General features: G+C 43.7%; 14 protein-coding genes, 1 tRNA gene and 1 riboswitch. Of the genes, 14 read left to right on the forward strand and 1 reads right to left on the reverse strand.

Annotated elements, in window-relative coordinates:
- Window positions 1-275: 275 nt before the first annotated feature.
- The 8 genes from F0261_RS18835 to F0261_RS18870 all read left to right on the forward strand — a co-directional run bounded on the left by F0261_RS18835 (window position 276) and on the right by F0261_RS18870 (window position 9201).
- The gene (locus tag F0261_RS18835) at window positions 276-2918 is read left to right on the forward strand and encodes a TonB-dependent receptor (RefSeq protein ID WP_014978637.1); all 2643 of its coding nucleotides are present in this window, start codon (window positions 276-278) and stop codon (window positions 2916-2918) included.
- A gap of 103 nt (window positions 2919-3021) precedes the next feature.
- Window positions 3022-3936, forward strand: a complete 915-nt coding sequence (locus F0261_RS18840) for a class I SAM-dependent methyltransferase (protein WP_014978638.1) — start codon at window positions 3022-3024, stop codon at window positions 3934-3936.
- Window positions 3937-4257: 321 nt separating this feature from the next.
- The gene (locus F0261_RS18845) at window positions 4258-5019 is read left to right on the forward strand and encodes a DUF3450 domain-containing protein (protein ID WP_014948702.1); all 762 of its coding nucleotides are present in this window, start codon (window positions 4258-4260) and stop codon (window positions 5017-5019) included.
- Between the two features lie 6 nt (window positions 5020-5025).
- A complete protein-coding gene (locus tag F0261_RS18850) occupies window positions 5026-6384 on the forward strand; it encodes a MotA/TolQ/ExbB proton channel family protein (protein ID WP_014978639.1) in 1359 nt (452 codons plus the stop codon).
- A gap of 1 nt (window position 6385) precedes the next feature.
- On the forward strand, window positions 6386-6910 hold the full coding sequence (locus tag F0261_RS18855; protein WP_012517736.1) for a MotA/TolQ/ExbB proton channel family protein: 525 nt from the start codon (window positions 6386-6388) through the stop codon (window positions 6908-6910).
- An 11-nt stretch (window positions 6911-6921) separates the two neighbouring features.
- The gene (locus F0261_RS18860) at window positions 6922-7320 is read left to right on the forward strand and encodes a biopolymer transporter ExbD (protein ID WP_012517737.1); all 399 of its coding nucleotides are present in this window, start codon (window positions 6922-6924) and stop codon (window positions 7318-7320) included.
- A gap of 1 nt (window position 7321) precedes the next feature.
- Window positions 7322-7933, forward strand: a complete 612-nt coding sequence (locus F0261_RS18865; RefSeq protein ID WP_014948704.1) for an energy transducer TonB — start codon at window positions 7322-7324, stop codon at window positions 7931-7933.
- A gap of 2 nt (window positions 7934-7935) precedes the next feature.
- A complete protein-coding gene (locus tag F0261_RS18870) occupies window positions 7936-9201 on the forward strand; it encodes a lipopolysaccharide assembly protein LapB (RefSeq protein WP_014978640.1) in 1266 nt (421 codons plus the stop codon).
- 228 nt (window positions 9202-9429) lie between these two features.
- Here F0261_RS18870 and F0261_RS18875 read toward each other — a convergent pair whose 3' ends face one another.
- Window positions 9430-11565: a GNAT family N-acetyltransferase gene (locus tag F0261_RS18875; RefSeq protein WP_253819461.1), complete on the reverse strand. Its 2136-nt coding sequence runs from the start codon at window positions 11563-11565 to the stop codon at window positions 9430-9432.
- A 185-nt stretch (window positions 11566-11750) separates the two neighbouring features.
- Between F0261_RS18875 and F0261_RS18880 the strand changes: the two genes are divergently transcribed.
- The 6 genes from F0261_RS18880 (at window position 11751) to F0261_RS18905 (ending at window position 16578) form a co-directional block, all read left to right on the forward strand.
- Window positions 11751-12176 carry an acyl-CoA thioesterase gene (locus tag F0261_RS18880; protein ID WP_039233250.1) on the forward strand — a complete coding sequence of 142 codons (426 nt, stop codon included), beginning with the start codon at window positions 11751-11753 and terminating at the stop codon, window positions 12174-12176.
- Window positions 12177-12307: 131 nt separating this feature from the next.
- A riboswitch (TPP riboswitch) is annotated at window positions 12308-12411 on the forward strand.
- 55 nt (window positions 12412-12466) lie between these two features.
- Window positions 12467-14557 carry a TonB-dependent receptor gene (locus F0261_RS18885; RefSeq protein ID WP_171338659.1) on the forward strand — a complete coding sequence of 697 codons (2091 nt, stop codon included), beginning with the start codon at window positions 12467-12469 and terminating at the stop codon, window positions 14555-14557.
- Between the two features lie 17 nt (window positions 14558-14574).
- Window positions 14575-14838, forward strand: coding sequence for a hypothetical protein (locus tag F0261_RS18890; RefSeq protein ID WP_014975943.1), 264 nt, complete (start codon window positions 14575-14577; stop codon window positions 14836-14838).
- Window positions 14838-15482 (forward strand): nicotinamide riboside transporter PnuC, encoded by a 645-nt coding sequence (gene pnuC / locus F0261_RS18895; protein WP_171338660.1) that lies wholly within the window; start codon window positions 14838-14840, stop codon window positions 15480-15482. The genes F0261_RS18890 and pnuC overlap by 1 nt, the downstream gene beginning before the upstream one ends.
- Window positions 15439-16290: a phosphotransferase gene (locus tag F0261_RS18900; RefSeq protein WP_232306464.1), complete on the forward strand. Its 852-nt coding sequence runs from the start codon at window positions 15439-15441 to the stop codon at window positions 16288-16290. The genes pnuC and F0261_RS18900 overlap by 44 nt, the downstream gene beginning before the upstream one ends.
- A 211-nt stretch (window positions 16291-16501) precedes the next feature.
- Window positions 16502-16578 (forward strand) — tRNA-Trp (locus tag F0261_RS18905).
- Window positions 16579-16815 lie beyond the last annotated feature (237 nt).

Here is a 16815-nt window from a genome sequence, read left to right on the forward strand (position 1 = left end):
TAAAAAACAAACAAAAATAAATTTGGTGTTTTTTTTATAATTTATATTATTGTTATTAAAGGATTTATTGGTAATTTGTAGCTATTTTGTTACAACTTTCTTTAATATATCAAAAAAAAAATTGAACTTTTCAGGACCGTTTATCTGATCCTTGTTGACCCTGAATTGAGCTTGTGTTTATTATCATTATGAGGTCCAAACCTTACTAATAATAAATCGTTATAAAGACGATGCTGAAATGCTAAAACGTATTTTCAAGTCCAGGGAGACAATACATGTTTACAAATTCTAAGCTGGCTAAATCAGTCAAGCTAGCGTGCGCGTTTAGTGCTGCGTCCGCTTTTTCATTTTCAGGTGCTGTTCAAGCACAAGAAGAGCAAGAAGCTGTTGCTGTTGAAAAGATTGAAGTAACGGGTTCACGTATCAAGCGTACTGACCTAGAGGGCGCTGCTCCAGTTGTTTCTATTACTGCAGCTGACATCAAGCTAGAAGGTGACTTCACGGTTGCTGACGCATTGCGTTCAAGCTCACTAAACTCTTTCGGTTCGTTCTCAGAGCGTTCAGGTAGTTCTGCACAGTCTCAAGCTACTATCAACCTTCGTGGTGCTGGTTCTCGTCGTACTCTAGTACTTCTTAACGGCCGTCGCTTCCCAGGTTCACCTACACTAGGTGGTGCTTCTGCAAACCTTAACGCCATCCCGATGGCTGCGGTTGAGCGTATTGATATCATGACTGAAGGTGCATCTTCTATCTATGGTTCTGACGCAATGGCTGGTGTTGTAAACATCATTCTTAAAGACAACTTTGAAGGTCTAACTTTCAACGTTGGTGCTGGTATGCGTGACCAGGATGAAGGTACTACTTCATCTGAATTCTCTGTTGTTGGTGGTATCTCTAACGACAAAGGTAACGTAACGTTCTCATTCGATCACCAGCGTCGTGAAGGTATTTCTGATGCAGACCGTGATTACACCAAAGCAAAAATCGGTGACTTCGACGGCGACGGCGATATCCAAGCTTACACTGCAGATACTGTAGGTTGGTCTTACTTCGGTGCTACTGTATTGTCTCCTGACTTTGCAGAAGCTCAGCCTTCACTTCTTTGTGACAGCCTAATCTCTGAGTACGGTGAAGATACATTCCGTCGCGTTGACGCAGACGAAGATTGGGGCGAAGGTTCTGAGTACTGTATGTATGCGTTTGCTAACGTGTCTTACAACACTGCATCAATTGACCGTAACACACTATATGTAAGTGCTGATTACGAAGTAATGGAAGATGTTGAGTGGTTTGGTCAAGCAATGGTTGTTCAAAACTCATCATTTGGTCGTTACGCTCCACCTGCTGCTGCATGGGAAAATATGTCAGCTGACAACCCACACAACCCTTACGGTGTTGATGGCGCGTACGGTTTATTCCGTTGGGTTGGTATCGGTACTCGTGACGGTAACGTAGACGACTACAACCAGGATTATACAACTGGTCTTCGTGGTATGCTTGATTGGAACAATGCTGAGTGGGAAGTTTACTACCACTTCAACATGGCTGATAACAAGTCAGTTGGTCAGTATTACCTATCTTACTCTGGTCTTGCTTACAATGAGCAAAATGGCATTGACCTAGGTTCAGACGAAGGCGTTGCAAACATGAAAGCAACAACCCTTCAAGAATCTAGCTCGCGCTTCCACCAGTACTATGCAGGTATCGGTTTCGACATGTTCGAACTACCTGGTGGTATGGTTGCACACTACTTCGGTGCTGAGTTCTTTGAACAAACTTATGCTGACATCTATGACGGTCAGTCTGAAGCTGGTCTAATCGGTGGTTCTGCTGGTAACTCATCTATGGGTGACCGTGACGTAACAGCATTCTTCTTCGAATCTGTACTTCCAGTATCTGACACTGTAGAGCTAAACATCAAAGCACGTTACGATGATTACTCTGATTTTGGTAGCAAATTATCTCCAGCAGTATCTGCTCGTTGGGAAGTTGCAGATGGCCTAGTACTTCGTGGTTCTTACTCTGAGTCTTTCCGTGCGCCAGGTCTTGACCTTCTAAACGCTGCACGTACTTTCTCTGCAGAAGACGCAATTGACTACAACAATGGTTCAACTGTTGAACGTCAGTATGACACGTACTACACAGCTAACGCTGAACTAGACGCAGAAACATCTGACTACATCAACCTTGGTGTTGCTTACGATGTAAACGACAACCTAAGTGTTAAACTTGATTACTTCAACCTATCGATTGATAACGTAATCCAAGCAAAAACGCTTCAAAACCTACTTTCTGACGAGGCTGCAGGTCTAATCACTGCGGTTTCAGTAGATACTGATACTTCAGACGAGACTTTCTACCTTAAGCGTGCGGCGTCTGGTGTTCTAGTTGAAGCTGGTACGTCTTACTTCAACGGTGCAGGTTTTGAAATTGAAGGTATCGACTTTACTCTTAATGCGAACCTAGAAACTGAATTCGGTAACTTCCGCTTCCAGAACGTTAACTCTTTCGTACTTTCTTACGACCAAGAAGTTGGCGGCATCGTTCAGGATATCGCTGGTTGGTCTGGTAGCCCAGAGTTTAAGTCAGTTGCTACTGCGGTTTGGAGCTTCGAAGAGCATACTCTTGCTTGGAACATGACTTACACAGACAGCACGTCTGAGTTTGAAACAGCTCCTAAAGATGCAGATGGCAACACTATTGTTGGTCCATACGACATCGCTGGTAAGCTTGATAGCTGGTTAATCCACAACGTAACTTACACGTTTGATATGGCTGACTACGGTTCAATCACTCTTGCGGTTAACAACGTAACAGATGAAGATCCAGTATTCTCATCTAGCGGTACGTGGGACAACCAAGACCTATATAACAACTTTGGTCGTGACTACCGTCTTAACTACCAAATTAGCTTCTAATTATAGAATCTAGATAAAAAAGGCCGAGTAATCGGCCTTTTTTTATATGTGGATAAATAAATTTACCTTTTAAAGCGCACAGCACCAATAAAGAGAACTTTTCATGAATAGTTATTGGAGTGAATACTGGCAGCAGGGCCACGTTAACTCTTTTGCCGACTCAACAAGTCGTAATTATGAAGGCGAGCTTGCAGAACAATGGTTGGCGTTTTTTAACGAGACAAACGTTCAGGGTGGAAAAGTTGTTGATCTAGCGACAGGAAACGGTGCTCTCATTGACCTTGCAGTAAATGCTGGCAATTTCTGCGAACCTGAATACATTGGTGTTGACTACGCGACCTTAAAAATAGGCGATAGTCTTAAACAGCCAAAGATCAATTTTTTGCAAGAACAGAATATTGAGTCTCTGCCGTTTAACGATAATGAAATTACCGCTGTCGTTTCTCAATTCGGTATCGAATACAGTAACTTGGACCTAACATTAAGTGAAGTAAGTCGGGTTTTACGACCAGGCGGAAAATTAAGAGTTGTGGTTCACCGAAAGGAGAGCGCAATTGTTGCACCGAATTTTCAAATTCTAAAAGTGATCCGTGCATTACAGGAAGAGAAGAGTCCGCTAGATGCCCTCAAGCGACTCGTGAGCGCTTTAAGCAACGCTAAAAAGACCGCTCAGGATAGAGAGAGTATTCGAATAGAGCTGAATGAAAAAGTCGGAAATCTTGTCAGCGAATATCAACAAGCCTTGTACGATACTAATTTCCCCAAACTCTTGAAGACGGTTATGAATCCAAATGTGTCGTTTGAACGGAAAAAGGCTATCTTCGAAGAATACGATAAAGAATTAGAGTCTCACGGTGTTAGATTATCTGATTTAACCAACGCAGCGAGAGATGCTAGTGAAGTTACGTTACTCAAAAGTAAATTAGAGTGTAATGATTTTGTTGATATCACCCTTTCAGACGTGACAGATAAACGAGGCTTAATCGGCACAATAATTCAGGCTGAAAAAAAGAAGTAATCCGACGTGTTTGTAGTCGCTAACTGTGAATTTTTATGCATGACGTATTTCACAAGTTAAATTGTTAACATTCCAATTGCATAAAAGGTGATTAATTGTGCGCTGAGTGTACAATTAAGCTCCACTTCTCAAGTGCAAGTGCTTTGCTAACTTGACTCTACCGAGTAATCCATGTGAATATACCACGTTCGTAGTAGTGCATTTTCATATCATTACTACATTCCTGAAACAAAATTGTGAAAGTTTTATACGCCCCTTGCCCGAATATTTTCCTATCGGCGAGGATTCAAATAAGAAATTTGGTTGGGAACTATGTCCAAAATGAGCAAGAGAACTCTTATTGCTTCTACTGTTATGGGTGCATTCGCACTAACAGGTAGCGCAGTCTCTGCAGATACGCTTGAAGATCTTCATAAAGAAGAAGCGAAAATCCACGCGGCTGCAGCGAAATCTCAAGAAAAAATCAATACGTTGTTTGAACAATCTCAAGAACTACTTGTTGAGTATCGTCAAACAGTAGATGAGACAGAAAACCTTAAAATCTACAACGATTACATCGCTAGCCTAGTTGCAGATCAGCAACGCGGTATCGATTCGTTGCAACGTCAGATCGACAGCATCGAACAAACTAAGCAGGGCATCGTTCCTCTTATGTTCCGCATGATCGACAGCCTAGAACAGTTCATCAAGCTAGACCGTCCAATTCACTTAGACGAGCGTCTTCAGCGTGTTGAGCGTCTTCGCGACCTTATGGCTAACTCTAACGTAACTGTTTCTGAGCAGTTCCGTCAGGTACTAGAAGCATACCTAGTAGAAGTTGAATACGGTACTAAGATCAACTCTTACCAAGGTACTATCGACGACGCGGGTACTGAAGTTACTGTTGACTTCTTTAACCTTGGTCGTACGGCGCTAGTTGCACTTTCTCTTGACCAGACTCACGCGTGGGTATGGAACAACGAAAGCCGCGCTTGGGAAAAACTGGGTGACGAGTATCTGTCTTCAGTTGTTGACGCAGTTAAAATGGCTAACAACGTCATTCCTGCGGATCTGATTAAACTACCAATTAGCGCAGCGGAGTAATTGTTAATGAAACCAGTATTCAAATCTCTTTTAGCCGCTGCGACAGTTGCAGTTGCAGCAACCGGAGCGCAGGCTCAGGAAGCAAAGAGCCTGAAAGATCTTCTAGACCAGGTTCAACAGAACCGTGTTTCTGAAGCTCGTCTAGATAAGCAACGCGAAGCTGAGTTCCAATCAGCACGTGCTGACAAACAAGCACTTCTTCGCAAGGCACAAGCAGACCTTAAAGCTGAACAAGCACGTGGCGACCGTCTACAGAAGCAATTCTCAGACAATGAAGTTACGCTAAATGAAAAGGCTGCTGAACTTGACCAAGCTACAGGTACACTTGGTGAAATGTTCGGTGTGGTACGTCAAGCATCTTCTGAAGCTTATGGCCGTATCTCTACGTCTATCGTAAGTGCACAATTCCCTGGTCGTGGCCAGTTCCTAGCTGAAATGTCAGAAGACTCTAAAGGTCTTCCAAACATTAAAGAACTAGAAGACCTATGGTTTGCTCTTCAAAAAGAAATGACTGAAGGCGGTGAAGTAGTTAAGTTCACTACAGAAGTAGTTAACCTTGACGGTGGTTCTTCACAGCAAGAAGTTGTCCGTGTTGGTACTTTCAACCTTGTTGGTGAAGCTGGTTACCTAGCGTATGACGCTGAAGCTGAAGTTGTTCAGCCTCTAGGTCGTCAACCAGACGGTCACTTCGTAGCTTCTGCTGACGAACTAATTGACGCGACTTCTGGCTTTGTTCCTTTCTATGCTGACCCTTCTCAAGGTGCAATCCTTGGTCTATTGAAGCAGAAAGCGACAATGGCTGAGCGTTATCACGCGGGTGGTCCAGTTGGTTACACAATCACAGTTATGCTTGCGATTGGTCTACTAATTGGTATCTACAAAATGATCACGCTTACGATCACTGGTGGCAAAATGCGTTCACAGCTTAAGAACGTAAACAATCCTTCTGAAGGCAACCCACTAGGTCGTATTCTTAAAGTTTACCAAGAGAACAAGACTGCTGATGCAGAAAACCTTGAGCTTAAACTTGATGAAGCGATTCTTCGCGAGCTTCCAAAAATTGAAAGCGGCATCAACGTTATCAAGATTTTCGCAGCGATTGCTCCTCTGCTAGGTCTACTAGGTACAGTACTAGGTATGATCGAGACATTCCAAACCATCACTCTATTCGGTACAGGTGACCCACGTATGATGGCAGGAAGTATCTCAATGGCTCTTGTAACTACTGCTCAGGGTATTATCGCGGCTCTGCCTCTAATCCTTACTCACAGCATCGTAGCTTCTCGTAGCAAATCAATCATCCACATTCTTGATGAGCAAACTGCGGGTATCGTAGCTGCTCACTCAGAGTCGGAGAAAGCGTAATATGAATTACCTGATTGGATTATTCGAATCGGTCAGGGACTTTATCGCTACCGGCGGTGACGTACTTTATTTCGTTGCTGCCGCGCTCTTTCTCATGTGGGTTTTAATGATTGAGCGTTACTGGTATTTAACCTCGGTCTTTCCAAAGGTGAAGAAAAACATCATCGCAAATTGGGATGCCCGAGCAGATACTACATCATGGTATGCGCATAGAATCCGTGACGCGTGGATTTCTCAAGCGTCAGACGACCTAAACGCTAGAATGCTGATTATCAGAACCATTATTGCAATGTGTCCACTAATCGGTCTACTTGGAACAGTAACCGGTATGATCAGTGTTTTCGAGACAATGGCAACGCAGGGCACCAGCAACGCTCGTCTAATGGCTGCTGGTATCTCTATGGCAACTATCCCGACAATGGCGGGAATGGTAGCTGCGCTATCTGGACTGTTCATCAGTTCACGTCTTGAAGCGAAAGTGAAGCTGGCAAGAGAAGGGCTAGTTGATAGCCTGCCACATCATTAGAGAGAGAGATTATGGCTCGAAAAGTCAGAACCGAGGAAGAAGATGCACAGATCGACATGACTCCCATGTTGGATATCGTGTTTATCATGCTGATCTTCTTTATCGTTACCACTGTTTTCGTTAAAGAAGCAGGGATCGAAGTCAACAAGCCAGATGCGAGCCAGGCGATTCTTCACAAAAATGCAAACATTTTCATCGCCGTAACTGAAGACGGAAATGTTTGGCTAGACAAGCGTGAAGTAGCGCCGGACAGCGTAAGAGCGAATATTGAAAGACTGCTTACCGAGCAGCCTACAGACTACGTAATCATCCAAGCTGACGTTAAAGCGAAGCATGGTTTAGTAGTTGAGATTATGGATCAGGTTAAAGCCGCTGGCGTTAACCGAGTCTCGGTAGCGGCAAGGGGATAAGATGTTACGTATAATTGTATCTATACTTTTAGGTGCTGGTGTTGCATTTGCCCTTTTCGTTCTAATGGCCAAGTTGATTGAAAATTCATCTAGACCAGCAGACGAAGTACCGCCTGCACCGGTTATCGATATTGTAATGCAGGAACCAGACGACCAAACGCAAACGCGTACTCGTGTTCCACCACCACCGCCGCCTCCGCCGCCACAGCCTCCTAAAATGGAGCAAGTTGAGCCGGAAACTGCGGAACCTGATGCAGATGGCTTTAGCTTAGCTATTCCAGCTATCGACACAGGTGGTGTTGGTGTAAACATTGGTGGTGTTGGTGCAATGCAACGCGATGGTGAAGCAACACCTATCGTTCGTATCGACCCGAAATATCCACCTGATGCAGCCCGTGATGGCCGTGAAGGTTGGGTAAGACTATCTTTCACTATCAACGAAGTTGGTGGTGTTGAAGATATCGAAGTTATCGAAGCTGAACCTAAGCGCGTATTCGACCGTGAAGCACGTCGTGCTCTACGTAAGTGGAAATACAAGCCTAAGATCGTAGATGGCAAGCCGGTTAAACAACCTGGCATGTTCGTACAGCTAGACTTTAAACTGGAGCAATGATCATGATGAAACGTACATTCAAAATGTCAGCCGTTGCTTTAGTGCTAGGTGCAGGTGCGGTGCTTTCAGCACCCGCTGCCCTGGCGCAGTCAGCACCTGTTGTTTGTCCTGGATATGAGAAGGGAAAAACAACGCTAGTAGGTGAGCGTACCGGTAAGAAAGTTCAAAAAGCTTTTGAGTTTTACAATGAAGACCAGCTCACAGAAGCGTTAAATGTACTTTATGAAATCGATCCTTCAGACGATTTTGATAAAGCATACGTTAAGCGTTTTATCGGTAACTTATTGGCTTCACAAGAAGGTGAGGGCGGTAAGGCGTTAAACTACTTGGTCGACTCTGTTGAACCAAAAGTACTTAACGACACTGAGCACTCTCAAACACTTAAATTGATAGGTGATTTGAGCATGCAGGAAGAGAAGTACACTGATGCCATCAAATGGTATAACAAGTGGATGGAATTTACCTGTAAAGAAGATGCTGATGTGTATACTCGCTTGGCACAGGCGTACTTTGAGTCTAAGCAGTTAGCTAAAATGGTTGAGCCAGCAGACAAGGCAATTGCTTTGTATGAAGAGCCAAACAAGAACCCTTATGTTCTTAAGTTAACTTCTTACTACGAGCGTAAGATGTACCCTGAGACGGTTTCTGTCGCGGAAGAGTTAGTTAAAACTTTTCCTGAAGAGAAGACTTGGTGGTCGCGTCTAGGCTTTTTCTATATCTTAGTTGAAGACTACAAAAAAGGTCTTTCAACGCTAGAACTTGCTTATATGCAGGGTTACCTAGAAAAAGATTCAGAAATCAAAACGCTTGCTCAGCTTTATCAAAGTAACGGTATGCCTTACAAGGCTGCTAAGTTACTTGAGAAGCACATGAAAGAAGGCTTGTTGAAGAATGATGCCGATATGCTAGCTAACATTGCTAACGCGTATCACCAGGCGAAGAACTTCAAAACTGCAGCAAACCTGTACGCACAGGCTGCCGCAAAGAGTTCAGATCCTGAGCACTATCGTAAGCAAGGTACACTTCTTCTTGTAGCTGAAGACTACAAAGGCGCTATTAAAGCACTAGAGAACGCTCTAGAGCGTGGAGCTGAAGACCCTGAGAAGATTCACTTCACGTTAATGGAAGCGAACTTCTATGCAGGTAACTTTAAGTCTGCTTACAAACATGTACTAGAAGCTAAGAAAGATCGCTCACTACGTCGCAACGCTGCAGCGTGGGAACCTTATATTAAGGAAAAAGCGAAGAACCGCGGTATTAGTATCTAATATGTGGTTTTAGCAAAAAAGCCTCCCTTTGGGAGGCTTTTTTTTGCCCTAAATTTATTAAGTGAGCTTTTCTCGAATGGGCTATCTTTATAGGGCTATAATACTAGTCCGCATAGATCATTAGCCTTTAAGCGGTATTTAAAATGTTCGTAATCGCGGTTTGTTAACACAGGTATAGTGGCTCTACGCCAAGCTGATTATTTGTACTTTCAGGCTACAGACTTTCTATTATTTGAAAGCAGGCAGAAGTGCTTCTCTTATAACAATAGTGACTTCTTTTAACCCACTTGCTTTTACGTTTTCTTCGTTGAATGTAGAAACAAGTTGCTTCGCATTCATATCTGAATGTGTAAGTACTTTTCTGAGAAAGCGCTTCGTGTTAATGATTCCAACAAGACGCCATAGCGTATACAGTATTGTGTTATTTGGCTTGTTCAGTTGAGTATTTGCGCTTGGTGTAGGGTGAGTCTCTGCATAACGCGCAATTTTATGTAATATCGGCCAAACATCATCTAAAGTGCGTGTGCCTTGGGTAAAGTGTACTAACTTTTCTACATAGATCGTCAGTATGCTAATGGGCAAGTTGTCTAACTGGTTATCGAATTTAAAGCTCTCTTTTAGCGCTACCAATTCAGAAAGCAGTTTTTTTGCTCTGTTGGAATGAGGATATAACGCTAGTGCACTGGTTTCGCCACTGGCTTTATTAGGCTTTCGCCCATAGTCTACAATCTCAAATCCATTTCTTGTCCAAAAACTGTCTAACTTTTGTGTCGTTCCATAAGAAGTACAGATAGCGTCAATACTTTGCTTTTTGGCTTCATTACTAACTCTTTGTAGCAAGTAACTGCCCATTCCCTTACTCTGCGCCACCGTATCGACGGCAATACGATTAATACGCCAATATCTAAACGTTGCTGTTTTTGCATCAGCAGACAACAGAGCAAGTCGCTGTGCACCTAAATGCCCTTTAGGACGACGTTTTCCAGACGCAATCCCCAATGCGGTATCGTTCAGGTATTCGCTACCTTCAGCGTTTATGATTGCAGCACCTATCACGTTGTCGTTGAATTTAAGTATGGCAACAAGTACATCCGGGCTATCCATCAAGCGCATAAAATCATCGGGCGTAGTTTGATAATGGGCTAATGAAAGTAGCGACATTATTTGCTGAAGCGCCTCTTCGGAAATGCTTTTAAACGAACTTATGGAAAAATCGTAATCTATCGGTGGGTTAATACTGTTTTTGAAATTAATCTCGCCAATATTGCGCGCCGCATCTCGGTTCTCAAATAAACAAGTCGTATTGAAAAAGGCTTCAATGGGATCATGTTCGAACCATCGTAACGGCGTTGATAGTCTCAAATGGATAGCTGATGGCGGTAAACTAGGGATGAGTTTGTGAATAAAGCCACTGCCTGAGCCTTCATAACCCAAAAGCGTAGTACTAAGCACCCACTGCTTGTGGTTGGCTATGATCCGGTATACATCCGGGAGGGGGATTGAAGCCGCTTCATCAACAATTACAACGTCATACTTTTCATCTTCTGTGGTATATAACAAGGCACTGTCAGGGGGCACCCATTTTACACTGCCTAATGTCGTTGTCTCATTCTTATCACCAAGGCTTAGTTGGGTTTGAATGTTAGCGGTGGATGGTTGTTGTGTTCTGACACCGCCTATTTCGGGCTGTTGAATACGTGAAAGCACGTTCTTCACATTATCGAAGCGTTCACTGGTTAATAGTACATTTTTACCCTGTCTGATAAGGCTTTCAATGAATATACCTAATAATGATGACTTGCCTCTGCCTCTTGGGGCGGTAATCAGCGCGTTTAGTTTATTAAGTGAGTGTGCTTGATATAAACGACTGTATGCCTGCTCTTGCTCTTCTGATTTAAATAGTGAGCCTCTATAGGCGTTTGATGTTAAGCTTTGGCTAATGCAGTACATACCCGTATCTGGAAGCGTGGTTTTTTCTTCAGTGTGAAATGCCACGTAGTCGTTGTTGCGCAGGTGCTTTATAAAACGTTCGAGGTATCGACTTTGTGTAAGCGTAAACCCCTCCGATAGGAACGAGACCGAAATATTGTTGACCCATTCACTCAATGCAGGGCAAATAAGTATTAAACAACCACTGCGTTTTACGATACCCGCCACTGCCATCACGTCGCCAGGTTTGAATGAATCGCGACAGTCTAATGTGGCAATGTCACATTCGCTCCCCAGTACTTGTTTGCGGTTCTTACCCTTAAGTGTATCGCCAGCAAAATTCACAAAGCTTATAGATGAAACTTCATCTACAAAGGCTTGAACGCTACGTATGGCAGCTTCACAAAAATCGTCATTGCCAGATACAACAAGCATTCTCCGGTGAAGTGGACAAGTCACGTTTGATAAGTGTGAAGCGTGAGAGCTTTTTTTGCAGCGATTTTCGCTGCTATTTTCAAAGTAGGGGGCTAATAGCCATTCGCGTAATTGAGTTAGCGCCATGAATCAGTTTTTTCGGTATAATCTAACGCTATAGTAGCGATTTATTATGAGGAATTCGAATGCGCTTTCTTTCTAGGCGTCTAGTTATGCCAAACGACCTTAATTACGCCAATTCTTTGTTCGGTGGCCGCGCGTTAGAATGGATAGACGAAGAAGCTGCAATTTGGGCTATTTGTCAGTTAGAAACTAACTGCTTGGTAACTAAGCATATTGGTGAAATTAGTTTTGAATCACCGGCTATGCAGGGTGATATCGTAGAGTTTGGTCTAGAAACTAAAGCTGTGGGCCGCACATCTATTACCGTAAGCTGCTTGGTACGCAACAAAGCAACCAAGAAAACCATCTGTTTTGCAGACGATATCGTTTTTGTAAAAGTTGACCCTGATACGCGTCAACCGACGGCACACGGCAAAACGTTGGAAGTTTTAAAAGCACAAACTGACGATGAAGTACGTCGCCTAAATATGAATATTGACGCTGAATAGCCCTCAGCTTTCAACGCCTTATATCATATATAAAAACCTTACGTTAGCTTAACGTCTTATCTGCTTGACGGCGTGTATCGAACTGGTAGACTCCGTCGCAGATGTTGAGTTTGCTAGTTTTAGCAGCGCAACACTATACCAAGGGGTGTCCGTTTTCGGTCTGAGATCCACATTCGTGGGAACCCTTAAACCTGATCCGGATAATACCGGCGTAGGGATGGTTCACAATATAGCCTTATCACCTGCCGTTAGACCCGGATCTTTTTTCTTAAATAAGAATAAGAGATCCCATGTATAAAACATTTTTCACACTTTCACTGCTTGCTAGTTCCATTGCGGCCTATGCGCAACAAGCCAATGTAAGTAACACTTCAGATAACACGCCATCAGATATTGAGCGCGTCGTCGTATCTGGTGATTTTCGTCAAACTACACTCGACCAGTTAAGTGCTAGCGCGACCATTTTAGATCAAGAGCGTCTTCGCAGTAGACAGCCGAGCCATATCGACAGTGTGCTAAACAGTATTCCAAACGTAAACTTTGCAGCTGGTGCGTCTCGCGGCCGCTTCGTGCAAATTCGCGGTATTGGAGAGCGCAGTCAGTTCGCCGAGCCTATCAATCCATCGGTAAGCTTTATCGTCGATGAATTTGATTTTTCAGGCCTTGCTGCGGCAGGTCTTATTTTTGATACTAAACAACTAGAGGTATATCGCGGACCTCAGGCTACCTTATACGGCACAGGTGCATTGGCCGGTGCGGTTAAACTTTCCAGTAATGACGTGGGTAGCGACGCCCCAGACTACGTTGAAGCCCGCATTGGGAACAAAGAGAGTTACCGTATTGAAGGCGCCACTGGTGATGATATCAACACGGATTGGGGCTATCGTGTAGCGCTGGTTCATAATCGTAGTGATGGCTTTGTAGAGAATACGTTCTTAAATAGAAGCGATACCGGGAATATCGATGAAACCGCACTGCGCTTTGCCGTTGAAGGCAGCGTAGATGAGCGAACCACACTTGCACTTACTTATCGCTGGTACGATATCGATAACGGTTACGATGCATTCTCGCTAGACAATGACAACAAAACGCTGTCTGATGAACCTGGATTTGACGAACACCAAACCCACGCTGTTAGCGCGCGCTCTACAACCAATACAACAGCGGGCGACTTTATTCTAATTGCCACCCATGCTTCTCACAATATTGCTTATGGCTACGATGAAGACTGGACATTCACAGGGTTTCACCCGTGGGGTTATACGTCTTTTGACGCCTATTATCGCGATGTAGAAACACAGACCGGAGAGATGCGTTTCGTGTCGTCTGACAGTGCCGCACTTTTTGATGGTATGACTGACTGGACACTAGGCGTATTTTATAAAAGCACGGAAGAAAAGCTGCTACGTCAGTACACTTATTTGGATAGTGATTTTGCCAGTGAATACACGCCTACGACGACCGCTATCTATGCTCAGACTGAAAGTCGTTTGAACGAAAATTTAGTACTTGTAGCAGGGTTAAGAGTAGAAAACTACGATTTTGATTACGCTGATAACAACCAGCTCACTCGCGCGTTCGACACCACCATGGTAGGCGGGAAAGTCGCGCTTCAGTATACACAGGGCGATCACTTCTATTACGGCAGTATTTCACGCGGATATAAAGGGGCAGGCTTTAACCCAGACAGCCGCGTGAATGACAATCAGCGATTCTTCGACGAAGAGTATAACTGGAACTACGAAGTAGGCGTTAAGGGCCCATTACTTACGCCTGACCTAATTGCTCGCGCTGCAATTTTCTATATGGATAGAAAAGATACCCAGGTGAGCGATTTTGACGTTATCACTCGTGATGACGGTACGGCAGGGTTCGTAGATATTATTGATAATGCTGATTTAGGAACAAACAAAGGAGCCGAGCTGGAGCTTAGCTGGATTGCTAGTGATGCATGGCAGCTTGATGCAAGTGTTGGTTACCTAAGCGCTACCTTTGAAGGGTATACGCTTGCAGACGGTACTGAAGTGTCTGAGCAAAGACAGGCTCAATCACCTAAGTGGACCGCAAATCTATATAGTGAGTACGCACTTACAGATACCATGCTGTGGCGTGTAGATGTAGATTACAAAAGCGAATACCGTTTTTCTGACGGCCATGATGTAACCTCGCCAAGTACTACGCTGGTTAATTCGGAGATTGTGGTTTTACACGGTGATTGGCAGACATCACTGTGGGTACAAAATGCGTTTGATCGTGAGTACTACACCCGTGGATTCGGTGGTTTCAGCAACGACCCTCGCGATGAGTATGCCTTCGATGAGCCATATTACCAAATAGGTAACGGTCGTCAGTTTGGCGTTACTGTAAAGTACGCGTTTTAAAATAAAAGGAAACAGACATGCAAGTTATGGTTGAACTGTCGTTGTACCCATTGGTTAACGAATACATTCCACCTATTCAAGATTTCATTGATAGGTTAAATAGCTACAGTGATATTACAGTTTCAACAAGTTCAACCAGCACGCAGGTTACAGGTGACTATGGTGTGGTTATGAAAGTACTTGGTGAAGAAATGCAAAGGACCCATGAAGAAGTGGGGCAGGCTATTTTCGTTGCTAAGTTTTTAAATTTTGATGCCATGCAATCTAGAAAATCATCTTAATGGCTAACTTTTTTTCTGAGTTCACTTCTCAAATTGCCGCTACTTCACTGTTAGAGTGGGTAGCGGTTGTCCTCGCTATTGCCTATGTGCTGTTAGCCGCAAAACAGAACAGCTGGTGTTGGCTGTGCGCCTTTGTAAGTACCGCAATTTACACCTGGCTATTTTGGCAGGTGACGTTGCCATTTCAGTCTGCGCTTAACTTCTTTTATATGATAATGGCGGGATACGGTTATTATCAGTGGTCGAAAGGGGGGGAAGACGGCGATGTTAAGCCAGTGCTTCATTGGCCTCTCTGGGCTCATTTGCTCATTGTGCCGAGTATGTTATTGCTCGCTTGGGTTCTGTCTGAGGTGGCAGGCTCACAGTTCAATAGTGAGTACCTACTATTAGATGCGAGCATTAATTTATTGAGTGTAGTCACAACATTTATGGTGGCGCATAAAATCCTGCAAAACTGGGTTTATTGGTTTTTCATCAATTTAGCGTCCGCCTATTTATACCTGCAAGTGGGTTATGCATTATCTGCTTGCCTGTTCTTAGGCTATGTTGGTTTTGCGGTATTTGGGTATTACCAGTGGCTAGTACAATATAAAAAACAAGGTGAACAGGTTGGATATCATCGCCACGCTGCAAAAGGCGCTTAATCTTAGCGACAGTGCGAAAATTTCGTCACACCCTGCTGGAGCGGTAAATCACGTTTACCGCGTTCAAGAGCTCGCAGATAGTCAGTTACCCTTGATTGCAAATAACCTTCAAAGTAGTGGGCAACCAAAGTCTGATCATAACCCTGTCGACTTAGCGGTGAAATGGATGGGCGATGATGACTTTAGTGGGGTTAATCGTGCGCACCAATTTGCTTTGCAGCAACAGCTTTATAGGTTGGGAGTAGCGCCGCAACCTATATGGTTAAGCGATGATGAAACCATCTGGGTTGAGCAGTGGCTAGAGCACAGTGAAAGTGCGACGCTTTCAATGCTTGAGCTGGCCAACACCCTCGCTCGTATTCATTCTTTGCCCATTACCGCTAGGCCATTAGATTTAGCATCAAGATGGCAGCATTATATTAATGTTGCACAGCTCGATATGAGCAGTGAGCTTTATCTAAAAGCCCAATCATTGCGGAAACAAGTAATAAAAAGTGAACAAGACGATGACGACTATGTGTTATGTCATAATGACTTGCTAACTAATCACTTATTACTGAGCGCAGATAACTCACTCAAAATTATTGATTGGGAATATGCCGCCATGGGAAACCGCTACTTCGATTTAGCAAGTTGCTGCCTTATCAATAAACTTGAAATCAATGAAAGTAGAGAGCTCGTTAAGCATTACGCCAAGCTAATGAATATCGATGAGCACGACGCGATAGCGAAATTTGATTTGCACACCGAGATTGTCGCTATCACTAATGACCTGTGGTTTGCTGCGCTTAACGCCAATAAGGTCTAATTGTCATAAACTGCTCCGTATTTAAAAGTGACGCTGCATAGAAGTCGGTTTAAAAGCGGGCAACAAGACAAAACACAGGTGATGGATAAAGCCTATTTGGCGTTATTCGATTGAAAAAACAGCGCATTGCGTGTTAATTAAGCATGCAGTGCATGGTAGTGATAAAAAGGCTTTACCTTTTTAATGTCATCCGTATAATGCACAGCGCGCTAGGGGTGTAGTTCGAATTGGTAGAACAGCGGTCTCCAAAACCGATGGTTGGGGGTTCGAGTCCCTCCACCCCTGCCACTTTCTCTTCTTGTGAACGTTTACGTTCAAATCCTAAATCGTTTCTTTGTTAAATTCATCTTCAATTCTTCTTAAATTTTATTGGTTTCTGTTGCTAGTGCTTAATTTTCTGCAGCTGTTTTATTTCCTCTTATACTAGGGCCTGTATATGGTCTCCCCCATTATTGCAAGAGTAAACATGCTGTTTTGACTAAAATGGTTTGCGTCCGTATATCCGGCTTCTCGTTGAAGTATTTT

This window comes from Alteromonas sp. 07-89-2, assembly GCF_013113925.1.
Classification (GTDB): Bacteria; Pseudomonadota; Gammaproteobacteria; order Enterobacterales; family Alteromonadaceae; genus Alteromonas; species Alteromonas macleodii.

Bases quoted from the DNA above. Each gene is read 5' to 3' on its own strand.
- F0261_RS18835 (WP_014978637.1), top strand. From the start codon at position 276: ATGTTTACAAATTCTAAGCTGGCTAAATCAGTCAAGCTAGCGTGCGCG.
- F0261_RS18840 (WP_014978638.1), top strand. From the start codon at position 3,022: ATGAATAGTTATTGGAGTGAATACTGGCAGCAGGGCCACGTTAACTCT.
- F0261_RS18845 (WP_014948702.1), top strand. From the start codon at position 4,258: ATGAGCAAGAGAACTCTTATTGCTTCTACTGTTATGGGTGCATTCGCA.
- F0261_RS18850 (WP_014978639.1), top strand. From the start codon at position 5,026: ATGAAACCAGTATTCAAATCTCTTTTAGCCGCTGCGACAGTTGCAGTT.
- F0261_RS18855 (WP_012517736.1), top strand. From the start codon at position 6,386: ATGAATTACCTGATTGGATTATTCGAATCGGTCAGGGACTTTATCGCT.
- F0261_RS18860 (WP_012517737.1), top strand. From the start codon at position 6,922: ATGGCTCGAAAAGTCAGAACCGAGGAAGAAGATGCACAGATCGACATG.
- F0261_RS18865 (WP_014948704.1), top strand. From the start codon at position 7,322: ATGTTACGTATAATTGTATCTATACTTTTAGGTGCTGGTGTTGCATTT.
- F0261_RS18870 (WP_014978640.1), top strand. From the start codon at position 7,936: ATGATGAAACGTACATTCAAAATGTCAGCCGTTGCTTTAGTGCTAGGT.
- F0261_RS18875 (WP_253819461.1), bottom strand. From the start codon at position 11,565: ATGCTTGTTGTATCTGGCAATGACGATTTTTGTGAAGCTGCCATACGT.
- F0261_RS18880 (WP_039233250.1), top strand. From the start codon at position 11,751: ATGCGCTTTCTTTCTAGGCGTCTAGTTATGCCAAACGACCTTAATTAC.
- F0261_RS18885 (WP_171338659.1), top strand. From the start codon at position 12,467: ATGTATAAAACATTTTTCACACTTTCACTGCTTGCTAGTTCCATTGCG.
- F0261_RS18890 (WP_014975943.1), top strand. From the start codon at position 14,575: ATGCAAGTTATGGTTGAACTGTCGTTGTACCCATTGGTTAACGAATAC.
- pnuC (WP_171338660.1), top strand. From the start codon at position 14,838: ATGGCTAACTTTTTTTCTGAGTTCACTTCTCAAATTGCCGCTACTTCA.